Raw genomic sequence first — 12428 nt, 5'->3', positions numbered from 1 at the left:
TTAAAGGAAGTGTGCCTAATATATGAAAATTACCGTTGCTGGGACTGGTTATGTGGGTCTATCTAATGCTATTCTTTTAGCTCAACATAATGACGTAATTGCGCTTGATATTATACAAGAAAAGGTAGATTTAATTAATAAGAAAAAATCCCCGATAATAGATCATGAAATAGAGGAATACTTGGCAACAAAGGAATTAAAATTATCAGCTACTACTGATAACTTTAAAGCTTTTAAGGATGCAGAATATGTAATCATATCTACACCAACTAATTATGATCCAGAAAAAAATTATTTTAATACTAGAACAGTTGAAGCTGTAATTGCTAATGTACTATCTATTAATCCAGAAGCTGTAATGGTTATCAAATCTACTGTTCCGGTAGGATATACTGAGAAAATTAAGGAGAAATTTGAAACAGAGAATATTATCTTTTCACCGGAGTTCTTAAGAGAAGGTAAAGCACTTTATGATAATTTGTATCCATCGCGCATTGTGTTAGGCGAACAATCAGAAAGAGCAAAAGTTTTTGCTAATTTACTAGTACAGGGTGCAATTAAAGAAGATATCGATGTATTATTTACGAATTCTACTGAAGCAGAAGCTATTAAACTATTTGCTAATACATATTTAGCGATGAGAGTAGCATTCTTTAATGAACTTGATTCTTATGCTGAAGTAAGAGGGTTAGATTCAAAACAAATTATTGATGGTGTTGGATTAGATCCAAGAATCGGAACTCATTATAACAATCCTTCATTTGGATATGGTGGCTATTGCTTACCCAAAGACACAAAACAACTTTTAGCTAATTATGCAGATGTTCCAAATAATATCATGACAGCCATTGTCGATGCCAATAGAACGAGAAAAGATCACATAGCAGAAATGATTATCAAAAAGAATCCAAAAATTGTTGGTATTTATCGCTTAACAATGAAAATGGATTCAGATAACTTTAGACAATCTGCTATACAAGGTGTTATGAAACGTATAAAAGCAAAAGGGATTGAAGTAGTTGTTTATGAACCAGCATTGCAGGAAGAAACTTTCTATAATTCTAGGGTGATTAATGATTTCGATCAATTTAAGGAAATTTCTGATGTGATTGTTGCTAATAGATTATCTAGTGATTTAGCAGATGTTGAAGAGAAGGTTTATACGAGGGATTTGTTTAGTAGAGATTAGTATTTGTGAAATAAAATGGATAATAAGCATATAAAAGGAGTACTATTTTTTTAGTGCTCCTTTTGAGTATTTTGATAGGAAATTGAACTGAAAAAATAACTAAGAGTTTTTACTTTAAGAGAATATAGATACCAAATATAAATAATAGATATATTGATTTTTAGGAAATAAGTATACTCAATAAAACTATTCATTAGGAGCTTTAGAATGCAATATAAGAGATCGAGACTCAAATTAATTATATTTCTACTACTATTATTCATTTGTATTGGAATATTTATATTTAATATAGAAGTAAACACTAATAAAAATAGTAGCTTAAAAGTGGAAGGTAGAAAGCATGATTTATTAATTGGGACAGCAGTGAACGGAGAGGCACTTAATAATGATGCTGAATATAAGAAAAAAATAAGAGAAGAATTTAGTATTATTACTCCAGAAAATGAGATGAAGTTTAGTGTAGTACAACCGAATTTAAATAAATTTAATTTCAAAAATGCCGACAAGATTGTCGAATTTGCTGAAGAAAATGAAATAAAAGTTAGAGGGCATACTCTCGTTTGGGATAAAAGAATACCTGATTGGCTTGAGAATTCTAACTTTACTAAGGAAGAAGCTGAACAAATTTTAAAAAATCATATATATACAGTAGTTAACAGGTATAAAGGTAGGGTATATGCTTGGGATGTTGTAAATGAGGCTTTTAATAATGATGGTAGTTTAAAAGATTCTTATTGGTTAAGAACTATTGGACCTGAATATATAAAAAAGGCTTTTATATGGGCAAAAGAGGCAGATCCTGATGCGCTATTATTTTACAATGATTATAGTGCTGAAGTAACTAATGAAAAATCAAATGCAATTTTTAATTTGTTAAAAAGTTTTAAAAATGAAAAAATACCAGTTGATGGAATTGGATTTCAATTTCATACCAATCTATATCAAAAATTCACTGAAAATGAGATAACAATAAATATGGAAAGGTTTAGAGATATTGGTTTAAAAATAAATGTTACGGAATTAGATGTAAAGATTTCTGATAGTAATTATTCTGAAAAGTTAAAGCTAAAGAAACAGGCTGAGCAATATTCAGTTGTGTTAAATTCATGTATGAATTTAAAGGGAAGTTGTACCGTTTTTAGTATGTGGGGATTTACAGATAAATATACTTGGATAAGGAGTGATAGTCCTCTGTTGCTGAATAGTGTTTATGAAAAAAAACCGAGCTATAATGCTATTAAAAATATTTTAACAAATATTCATCAATAAATTTGATTGATGCTAAACAATTATGTATAGATTTATGAATGAAGAATATGGGGGTTTTATGATTAAAGGGAAATTTTTTATTTTAAGTATTTTCCGATGACTTTGCCATCATGGAGAAAGAAGCAGAAAAGATAAATAGCTGGGGAGAAAATGTCTATATTAAAATACCAATTACTAATTCGATAGGGCAATCATCTATTCCCTTAATCAAAAAACTATCCAGTAAAGGAATGCAATTAAACATTACAGCCATTTTAACACTAGACCAAGTCGAAGAAACGGTTCAAGCCTTCAAACCTGGAACAAAAAATATCGTTTCCGTATTCGCCGGCAGAATTGCAGATTCGGGAATCGATCCTATTCCCACTATGAAAGAAGCCGCCAAAATATGCAGCAAAAAAGAAGGAACGGAGCTATTATGGGCCAGTTCGAGAGAGCTATTAAACATCATGCAAGCAGACGCATGTGGCTGTTCCATCATCACCTGCTCTCCAGACATCCTTAACAAACTAGAAAACGTAGGTAGAGACCTAAAAACTATATCCCTAGACACAGTAAAAATGTTTAATAAGGACGTACAAGAATTAGGATATACCATTATTTAGCAGGATGGTTTCTCCTGCTTTCTTTTTTGAGGGAGTATTGTAGAGCTTCGGGTACTGTTTTTAAAGTGAATAAAATAATGAAGAGCCATTAGAACAATGTTTGTTCCAATGGCTGTTTTTACTACGCAATTTTTTTAATCCTTCACAAAAAACATTCTTTGTATCCCAACCTATTAAAACACAGGCAACTTCTCTAAATAAACGATATCATCTCTTTCGGCAGCATCTCCTTCAGCAAGAATGGCAGCTTTTGAAACAACGATTCCTCCTGCTTTGGTAACTAGTTCCTCGAGTACTCGTATCGATTCCCCGGTGCTAATGACATCATCAATTATGGCAATGCGTTTTCCTTTAATCTTGGCGGCGTCTTTTCCATCTAAACAGAGTAATTGTTCTTTTTGTGTGGTAATGGACACGACTTGATTAATTAGTGGTTCGTCCATATAGGGTTTTACACTTTTGCGAGCAACAATATATTCTGGCATGTTTAGTTGTTTCGATAGTTCATGGACGAGGGGAATTCCTTTTGCCTCAGCTGTTACTAAATAATCGATGTCTTTCAATTGCTCTGCTAAAAGGGAAGCGGCTGCAACGACGATTTCTGTATCACCTAAAATGACAAAGCTTGCAATCTTTAAATCATTTGAAATAGGGATAATCGGTAACTCTCTTTTTACTCCTGCAACTGTTAGTGAATAAGTCTCCATCATAAATCCTCCTTTTTCTTAAACTCCAAAGAGTCCTAGTAAAAATTCCATCACAACGCCAGCTAATAACCCTAAAAATGGATCGGCAATGGCTGTTACGATGATAGTAATGGCTCCAACAATAGGAGAACTAGCTTCTGTACCAGTTAGTGCAGCTGTTGCATTGCCTGGTAATGTCACAATCGCACCTAGGACGAAAAGGAAACCGGCAATGGATGAGCTGGGTACATATTTTCCAATCTTCGGCAAAAGCTTGAAGAACAGGATCGCTGCCATGATGGCCATTGTTAGTACACCTGCCCATACTGCATGGGGAGCGGAAGCAGTCGCGGAAATAATGATTTCCACAGGTCCTCCACCAAATAGAGAAGAGACCATATCTGCTAAACTACTAATAATTGTTAGCGTGTCAATGTTTACATTTGCTCCAGCGATTTCTCCATTGATTTTTCCAAAGGCAATATTAGCACCAATATTTAAACAAACAAGAGCGAGTGCCCCGCGAATAACAGAAGGGTTGAGAATAAACTTTTGGAGCTTAAATTTATCTTCTGTTAGCATATTTGTTACAGTGGCAGATTCTTTTTTAGTGAAATGATAGACAATGCTAGAAAGCAGCACAGAAACAGTGATTGTATATACTAAGTCTTTTGAAATAATATAGGTTAATAAGGCACTAGCGAATGAAGTTATCCCAATCAATCGATCGTTTTTCGCCATATCCCAGGCAACCTTCGCAAGCATAAAACCAACACCAGCCATCATCCCATTTGTAATAACAGGACCAATCCAGGCAACGATTTGTTCCATCAATCCAAAAACACCTATAATAACTAATAAAAAGGCACCAAAAAAGATGGAAGAGAGCCGTTCGCGCATATTTTTTCCCATTGTTCCTGCAACTGTTATGGTTTCCGCCTGAAAGGAAATAACGGCCACATTGCTTGTTAAGCTATTCCCAGCAGCACCTACAAGAAAGGCAAGCGCAGTTGGCACGGACGCAAAGCCAAATGATAGCGCCAGTAACCCTTGAGGCAATCCATTTAATACAACACTAAATGCCGCTAGTATGTCTTTTAGTATATCTTCCATTTTCCTTCTCCTTTACTATTTCCCGCAATGTCCTATAGAAAAAAACCGTTCAGCAAAGTAGAACGGTTTCTAGAAAAAGAAATTTTCCGTCCATAGTAGAGTGATTTAGGGTCACTCTGTAGAGACTCCCAGACCATATTACCGGGATTATACGGGTTATTTACGTACAATATTTACATTGTAACTTAAAAAGTTCGTATTTTGAATAAAAATTTTGAAAAAACAGAAGATAAGGACTTCTTTTGGCAGTAGAATCTGCTGAAGGATGAATACAGTAGTTATGGCGATTTTCTTTATACGCTCCATGAAAATAAAAACAGAATGCTAACCTGAAATTTCAAAGTTAACATCCTATTTTCTGTTTATGACACTTTCTTATCTGTATTTTGTTTCAATTCCATTTTCTTATTTTCTTTTCTCATTTGTTTAAAGTACCAGCCGAATAACAGGATATAAGCGATAAGCGCTAACACGGAGAATCCTATTAATTTGATATCCCAAGTATCGACAGCTTTCCCAAATAGAATAGCTAGCATTTTTTCAATTGGATCAGAGTCCACGGAAGAGAACAGGGCGTCAGCATCCAGTCCATTAGGGAAATTCCCCATAGCTTTAGATGTTTCTGTCACGAATTTAGCAATAAAAGTTGCTCCCCATAAGAATAAAGGAATTAAAATGGTTCCAATAATGGTCATGCGCACCACTCTTCCCTTTGTCACGATTAGAAGGGCTGGGGCTAATACAGTAAGCAGAATTCCTCCTAATGGAAGGACTGTATTGCCGGGAAGAAAGATAGCGACTAGCAGCAAGATTGGTGCTAAAATATTCGCTACTGCCCATAGTTCTGCGCGTGTCGCCAGGATTGGCCAGTCGATTCCTATCAATAATTTCCGGCCTTTAAAACGCTTACTCATTTTCGATGTAATACCTTCGGATAAAGGACCAATAGCTGGGCCGAACCAACTGCCAACTAATGCAAATAGTTCAAGGGCAACAGCACCAGTAAAGGCTAAGGTGAAAATTTCTGCGACCGACAATTGTCCAAGAATACCGATGAATATCCCTAAGTAGGCACCAATTGCGAAATTACTGCCCCAGAAACCAATTTTTTTATTTAATGCTTCTGCATTAAAGTCAAATTTATCAATAAATGGTAAGCATATATCGATAAACTTGTTTAACACCATAACAAGTGGTGCGATTAGTAAGGATGGATGAGCAGTTGTTGTAATGTTGTTTTGATCATATCCTAAAAGCTCATTGATTGTAGGCTTCATTACATCTGCATTGATAAGCATTAATGCGTAAATAAAAGCTACGAATAATGTCGTAAGAATTAGATTATCGTTAGAATAATACATAGTAAGAAGACCAATGACAGAGAGATTCCAAATATTAAATAAATCTACGTTTAAGGTTGTTGTTTTCTTGGCGATCAACATGAATACGTTTACTAAAAGGCATATAAAAGCGAAGTAGAGTGTGTAAACAGATCCCCATGTGATGACAGCGAGTGGAGCCCATCCTAAATCTGTAACAGATAAAGCAACTCCCGTAGATTCTACAAAACTATTTAGTGCTGGTGAAAAAGCAGTAGTAAGCAAAGAAATAATTGCTCCCATACCCGTTAAGGCAATGGCCATTCTTAGGCCGCCTTCAATTGCTTTCGAGATAGAAACGCCAACGATTAAGGAAAGAATCGTAATGATGATAAACATCATGGCAGATCCTCCTAAATTAATAAAGCCATTAAAAGCATCATTTAATTTCTCAAAAAACATTTGGCTTACCTTCCTTTTATGAAATTTACGTAATCGGTTCCGTAAACGGTTACTCAAAATATAACAGAATTTTTTTAAAGGTACAACTATTAATTTAAATTAGTTTATTAAAGGAAAAGCATTTTTAAAAGAATACGAGAGAAAGGGAAGTAACCGGTTTCGTTGATAGGAGAGCCTTTTCGCTGGATTGATAAAAAGCGGTAAGTTTTTAAAATATATAATTTCAGTTGACATTATTTTTTTGGAATGATTAAATGAAAATAAGTAATCGGTTACGTAAATGAGGGATTAAGATGATAACAATCAAAGATGTTGCGAAAGAAGCAGGTGTTTCTGTTGCTACTGTATCAAGAGTTCTTAATAATAAAGGTGGCGCGAAGCCTGAAACAATTACGCATGTAGAAAATGTCATAAAGAAATTAAATTATAAACCAAATAAAATAGCCAAAAGTCTTTCGGAAGGAAGCTCCAATTTAATTGCGCTTCTTGTTCCAACATTGAATAATCCCTTTTTTCCTGAGTTGGTTAGGGAAATTGAAAAGGTTGCAAATGAAAACGGTTATAATGTGTATTTATGTAATAGTGATGATGATCGCATGAAAGTGGAATATTATCTAGAATCCATGATTGACCACTATGTTAGTGGCGCCATTATAAATTCGCTTCATGTAGATGCAAGTGACTTAGCAGAATTAGAAAAACGCGGAATTAGAACAATTACAATTGACCGTGCAAATTTTGAACATCCATACTCTGCCATAACTGTTGATCACACTTTAGGTGCACAGCTGGCAGTTACTCATCTTATTCGAGATGAAAAATGTAATAATATTGTGTTTATTTCCGGACCTAAAAATGAGAAAAGTGCGATTGATCGTTTAACTGGATTCACGCTTGCTTTAAACGAGGCGGGACATCCTGTCAAAACGCATATATGTTATGGTGATTTTGGAACTGCAAGTGGGTATGAAAATACAAAGGCTCTCATTCAAAATGGCCATTCATTCGATAGCATTTTCTGTGCAAACGATGCAATGGCTATTGGCGCTATGCGTGCATGCCATGAGTTTGGCATTAAAGTACCAAGTGAAGTGAAGATTGTTGGCTACGATAATATTAGTCTTGCTTCCTATATGTATCCAACTCTTTCATCTGTAGATCAGTGCAAAGAAGATATTGGCAGATTAGCGGTCAATGAATTAATCCAATTAATAAAAAATCCGAAGAATAAGCAGAAACAATATGAATTGGAGCCAAAGTTAGTCATAAGAAATTCGTCAACAATTAATGGAGGAAGTATTAATGAATAAAATCGGACCATCTCTGATGTGTGCAGACTTAGGGAATTTAGAACAAAATATTAAAGAATTAGATAAAGCGGGTGTTGATTTTTATCATATTGACATTATGGATGGAAAATTTGTACCTAATTTCACATTAGGACCAGACTTTGTGAAAACGGTTCGCAGACTTACAACAACCCCATTAGATATTCATTTAATGGTAGAAGAGCCAGAAAGACATATCGACTTATTTGCAGAGTGTGGAGCAGACATGATTTCTGTGCATCAAGAATCAACAAATGCTCTACATAGTGTATTAATGAAAATTAAAGAGAAAGGAATAAAAGCGGGAGTAGCGATAAATCCGGGAACTTCGCTTGAATTCCTTGATCAAGTATATGACTTAATTGATTATGTCGTAGTGATGACTGTAAACCCAGGATTTGCCGGCCAAAAATTTATTCCTTCTATGTATGAAAAGATTGCGAAACTAAATGAGAAGATAAAGCAGTATAATCGTGAAATCGAGATTCAAGTAGACGGCAATATTGGAGAAAGTACCATTCCAACATGCCAAGAAAATGGTGCGTCGATGTATGTATTAGGAACAAGTGCTGTATTTAATAGTAATCATTCATTGGAAGAAAATGTTCGATTAACAAGAGAAATATTTAACTAAAACCAACTGGAGGAAAGCTAAAATGAATTATGATATCGTAGTTGTCGGCAGTATTAATATGGATATAATTGTAGAAGCACCGAAGTATCCAGCATATGGGGATACGATGTTTTGTGATTCGATTAAGATGCTGCCAGGGGGAAAGGGAGCAAACCAGGCTGTCTCTGTAGCGAAGCTTGGTAAAAAAACGTGTCTAGTTGGATCCGTTGGAAAAGATAGTGCAGGAAATCAATTGATTGAGAATTTACAGGCAAAAAATGTGGATACTAGTTATATTGTGCAAAGTGAAGCATCAGGTACTGGTACTTTTGTTGCGATTGTTGACAGTTCAGGTGAAAACACAATGGTAGGAACAAAGGGAGCAAACGATTCTCTATCAAAAGAGGATATTGAGAAGATATTCGCCCAAATAGATGCGAAGATTCTGCTTGTCCAATTGGAAACTAGCAAGGAATCTATCATCGCTGCAATGCAGGCTGCTAAAGAACGCGGAATGTATGTAATCTTAGATCCAGCACCTGCTGATGGAATTTTTGAGGAAGCCTTTCAATATGCTGACTTAGTAACACCAAACAAACAAGAAACAAAACGCATCACTGGAATTGATGTAATAAATAAAGAAACGGCACTTGAAGCAGCGAAAAAACTAAATGAAAAAGGCATTTCTGATGTCATTGTCAAAATGGGCGAACATGGAAGCTTAGTATACAAAAATGGAGAAGCAACAGTAGTAGATGCTATTAAAGTGAAAGCAGTGGATACAGTAGGAGCAGGCGACTGCTTTGCAGGTGCTCTTGCTAGTGCCTATTTAGATACGAATGATTTAGTAAAAGCGGCTAATTTCGCAAGCGTTGCAGCAGGAATAAAAGTATCGCGGAGCGGCGGCCAAGAAGCAATCCCAACTTTGAGTGAAGTGGAAGGGTATTTGGTGAAGTAAGGCTTTGGTTATACTAAAAAACTTGATAAAATCCTCATCCATAACTGGTTGGGGATTTTTTGGGTGTCAGGCACCATAAAAAGACAAACGGTCTATTTTGTCCATAGGAGATAGACAGTTAGGTTAACAGAAGCAATTTATTTATCATTCTTTTTAAAAGAAGGATTTTTTCTGAAGGTGATTCCGATTAATGCAATCGTTTGCGCTATTTTTACAATTAATTACTAATATTATAAATATTTTTCTTGTAAAATGGTAGATATATTACTATAATCAAAGATAAGTTTTAGTGCAAACGTTTTAATTGGAAATAGGAGGGAACACAATGAAAAAAATGTTGTCATTTGAATTTTGGCAAAAATTCGGAAAAGCATTGATGGTAGTGGTAGCTGTTATGCCGGCAGCTGGGATTATGATTAGTTTAGGTAAGCTGATTGCCATGATTGATGCTTCTGTTTTTATCACAATTGGAAGCGTTGTAGAGAATATTGGTTGGGGGATTATTGGGAATTTACATATTTTATTTGCCTTAGCAATTGGTGGTTCGTGGGCAAAGGAAAAAGCAGGCGGGGCCTTTGCTGCGGGGATTGCCTTCTTATTAATTAATAGAATTACAGGCTCTATCTTTGGGGTCACAAATGAAATGCTATCTGAAGATGGTGCATTTACGCATACTTTATTTGGAACCAAGATTTTAGTAGAAGGATATTTTACAAGTGTATTGGAAGCGCCTGCACTTAATATGGGTGTGTTTGTGGGGATTATCTCCGGCTTTATCGGAGCCATTGTCTATAATAAATATTACAATTTCAGAAAGCTGCCAGATGCACTGGCCTTCTTTAATGGAAAACGATTTGTACCGTTTGTGGTTATCCTTTGGTCTGTTATCGTTTCCTTGATCCTTGCGGTGATTTGGCCAACGATTCAAACAGGAATTAACCATTTTGGACTGTGGATTGCGACTTCAAGTGAAAGCGCTCCAATCCTAGCGCCTTTTATCTATGGTACAGCTGAACGTCTACTTATTCCATTTGGTCTACACCATATGTTAACGATTCCAATTAACTATACCTCACTAGGTGGAACATATACGATCATGTCTGGTGTGATGGCTGGTAAGGAAGTATTTGGACAAGACCCACTTTGGCTAGCATGGGCAAGTGATTTAGTGAATCTACAAAATGCGGGTGATACTGCGGCATATAATCAACTGCTATCATCTGTTACTCCAGCACGTTTTAAAGTAGGGCAGATGATTGGGGCGACAGCAATTTTGATGGGAGTCGCTGTTGCAATCTACCGAAATGTGGATATGGATAAAAAGAAAAAATATAAATCAATGATTTTTTCCGCAGCCATCGCTGTCTTCTTAACAGGGGTTACAGAGCCATTAGAATTCATGTTTATGTTTGCTGCTCCTGTACTTTATGTTGTTTATGCTATTTTACAAGGATTAGCTTTTGCCTCTGCGGATATTGTCCATTTACGGCTCCATTCCTTTGGAAACTTAGAACTGATTACACGTTTGCCGATTGCTTTTAAAGCAGGCTTGGGAGGCGACGTCCTAAACTTTGTAATTGTATGTATTGTCTTCTTTATAGTGAGCTATTTTATTGCGAATTTCATGATTAAGAAATTTAATTTTTCAACACCAGGTCGCAATGGTAACTATGAAAGTGATGCAGATTCTAACACCACAGAAGCAGGGAACGCTGGTCCTACTAACAGCCAAGTGTTAGAAATTGTCGACTTATTAGGCGGAAAAGCTAATATTACCGATGTGGATGCCTGTATGACAAGACTGCGTGTCTCCGTAAAAGAGCTAGATAAAGTAGGCGATGAATCGTCATGGAAAGCAGCTGGTGCAATGGGCTTAATTAAGAAGGATGGCGGTGTTCAAGCTATCTATGGTCCAAAGGCTGACATTCTGAAATCAGACATTAATGACTATTTGGAGCAAAGTGAATGAAATTATTAACATTAAATACCCATAGCTGGATAGAAGAAAGTCCTTTAGAAAAACTGGAAGCGATCAAGGAGCAATTGCTTGCTGATTCCTATGATGTTATTTCCTTACAGGAAGTAAATCAATCGATGGATGCAGAGGATGCAGAGGTGGATTCTTTTTTCATTGCCCCCAATCAAGATACGGTAATTAAAAAAGATAACTTTGCTTTTCTTCTCCAGCAGGAGCTGAAGAAAGAAGGGCTTGAATATTATTGGAGCTGGGTTCCTAGTCATATTGGTTACGACCAATATGATGAAGGAATCGCCATTCTCACTCGATTTAAAGTAACAAATGCAAGAGGGATATTGCTGTCCCGCAAAGATGATTATACAGACTATCATACAAGAAAAGCGTTGGAAGTTAGTTTTCAAGCAAGTGAAAGAAACTATTTAGTATACGGATTGCACCTCTCTTGGTGGCAGGATGAAACCGAAAGCTATCCTTTCTTGTATGAATGGAACAAGCTTGTTGAGGCATGGGAAGCGGAAGCACGGGCAGGTGGATGTATCTTGTTGATGGGCGATTTTAATAACCCTGCCCATATCGAAGAGGAAGGGTATAGTGTTGTTTCCAAGCACCCTCATTTAAAGGATGCTTATCTAGATGCCACGGTCAAAAATGGCAGCCATACTGTGGTGAAGAAAATTGATGGCTGGGAGAATAATAGTGATCTGCTTCGGATTGATTATATCTTTGTTTCTTCTAATCTATCTGTTTACTCATATGAAACTGTTTTTGATGGAAGAACCACGCCGGTTGTGTCTGATCATTTTGGGGTTAAGGTAGAGATAGGGTGACAAGATAGGGTGACAGGCACCATAAAAAGACACTGTCTCTCTACAAGGGACATTTAAATATATTCTTCAATATTAGCTTTT

General features: G+C 36.0%; 10 protein-coding genes, 1 pseudogene and 1 riboswitch. Of the genes and pseudogenes, 8 read left to right on the top strand and 3 right to left on the bottom strand.

Going from position 1 to position 12428, the window contains the following annotated elements; genetic code table 11:
- Window positions 1-22: 22 nt before the first annotated feature.
- From NSS71_RS16920 to NSS71_RS16910, 3 genes and pseudogenes are all read left to right on the top strand, one after another.
- On the top strand, window positions 23-1189 hold the full coding sequence (locus tag NSS71_RS16920; RefSeq protein ID WP_061799445.1) for a nucleotide sugar dehydrogenase: 1167 nt from the start codon (window positions 23-25) through the stop codon (window positions 1187-1189).
- A gap of 207 nt (window positions 1190-1396) precedes the next feature.
- Window positions 1397-2458: an endo-1,4-beta-xylanase gene (locus NSS71_RS16915; protein WP_061799439.1), complete on the top strand. Its 1062-nt coding sequence runs from the start codon at window positions 1397-1399 to the stop codon at window positions 2456-2458.
- A gap of 104 nt (window positions 2459-2562) precedes the next feature.
- Window positions 2563-3063 (top strand): annotated as a pseudogene (locus tag NSS71_RS16910) (transaldolase family protein); the annotation flags it as partial.
- A 173-nt stretch (window positions 3064-3236) separates the two neighbouring features.
- Here the strand turns inward: NSS71_RS16910 and NSS71_RS16905 are convergent.
- From NSS71_RS16905 to NSS71_RS16895, 3 genes are all read right to left on the bottom strand, one after another.
- Window positions 3237-3770, bottom strand: a complete 534-nt coding sequence (locus tag NSS71_RS16905) for a phosphoribosyltransferase family protein (protein WP_172885269.1) — start codon at window positions 3768-3770, stop codon at window positions 3237-3239.
- A gap of 18 nt (window positions 3771-3788) precedes the next feature.
- Window positions 3789-4862 (bottom strand): solute carrier family 23 protein, encoded by a 1074-nt coding sequence (locus tag NSS71_RS16900; protein WP_061799428.1) that lies wholly within the window; start codon window positions 4860-4862, stop codon window positions 3789-3791.
- Between the two features lie 73 nt (window positions 4863-4935).
- A riboswitch (purine riboswitch) is annotated at window positions 4936-5037 on the bottom strand.
- Window positions 5038-5224: 187 nt separating this feature from the next.
- The gene (locus NSS71_RS16895) at window positions 5225-6643 is read right to left on the bottom strand and encodes a PTS transporter subunit IIC (RefSeq protein WP_095259543.1); all 1419 of its coding nucleotides are present in this window, start codon (window positions 6641-6643) and stop codon (window positions 5225-5227) included.
- Between the two features lie 293 nt (window positions 6644-6936).
- Here NSS71_RS16895 and NSS71_RS16890 point away from each other — a divergent pair, with 293 nt between their 5' ends.
- The 5 genes from NSS71_RS16890 to NSS71_RS16870 all read left to right on the top strand — a co-directional run bounded on the left by NSS71_RS16890 (window position 6937) and on the right by NSS71_RS16870 (window position 12347).
- Window positions 6937-7953 (top strand): LacI family DNA-binding transcriptional regulator, encoded by a 1017-nt coding sequence (locus NSS71_RS16890; protein WP_047941946.1) that lies wholly within the window; start codon window positions 6937-6939, stop codon window positions 7951-7953.
- Window positions 7946-8605: a ribulose-phosphate 3-epimerase gene (gene rpe, locus NSS71_RS16885; protein ID WP_047941947.1), complete on the top strand. Its 660-nt coding sequence runs from the start codon at window positions 7946-7948 to the stop codon at window positions 8603-8605. The genes NSS71_RS16890 and rpe overlap by 8 nt, the downstream gene beginning before the upstream one ends.
- A 22-nt stretch (window positions 8606-8627) precedes the next feature.
- Window positions 8628-9542, top strand: coding sequence for a ribokinase (gene rbsK / locus NSS71_RS16880; protein ID WP_047941948.1), 915 nt, complete (start codon window positions 8628-8630; stop codon window positions 9540-9542).
- A 325-nt stretch (window positions 9543-9867) separates the two neighbouring features.
- Window positions 9868-11511: a PTS transporter subunit IIBC gene (locus NSS71_RS16875; protein ID WP_047941949.1), complete on the top strand. Its 1644-nt coding sequence runs from the start codon at window positions 9868-9870 to the stop codon at window positions 11509-11511.
- Window positions 11508-12347 (top strand): endonuclease/exonuclease/phosphatase family protein, encoded by an 840-nt coding sequence (locus NSS71_RS16870; RefSeq protein ID WP_341151850.1) that lies wholly within the window; start codon window positions 11508-11510, stop codon window positions 12345-12347. The genes NSS71_RS16875 and NSS71_RS16870 overlap by 4 nt, the downstream gene beginning before the upstream one ends.
- Window positions 12348-12428: the final 81 nt, after the last annotated feature.

The organism is Niallia sp. FSL W8-0951 (genome assembly GCF_038006525.1).
Lineage (GTDB): Bacteria > Bacillota > Bacilli > Bacillales > Cytobacillaceae > Niallia > Niallia circulans.
This window is presented reverse-complemented; position numbering and strand designations above follow the sequence as displayed.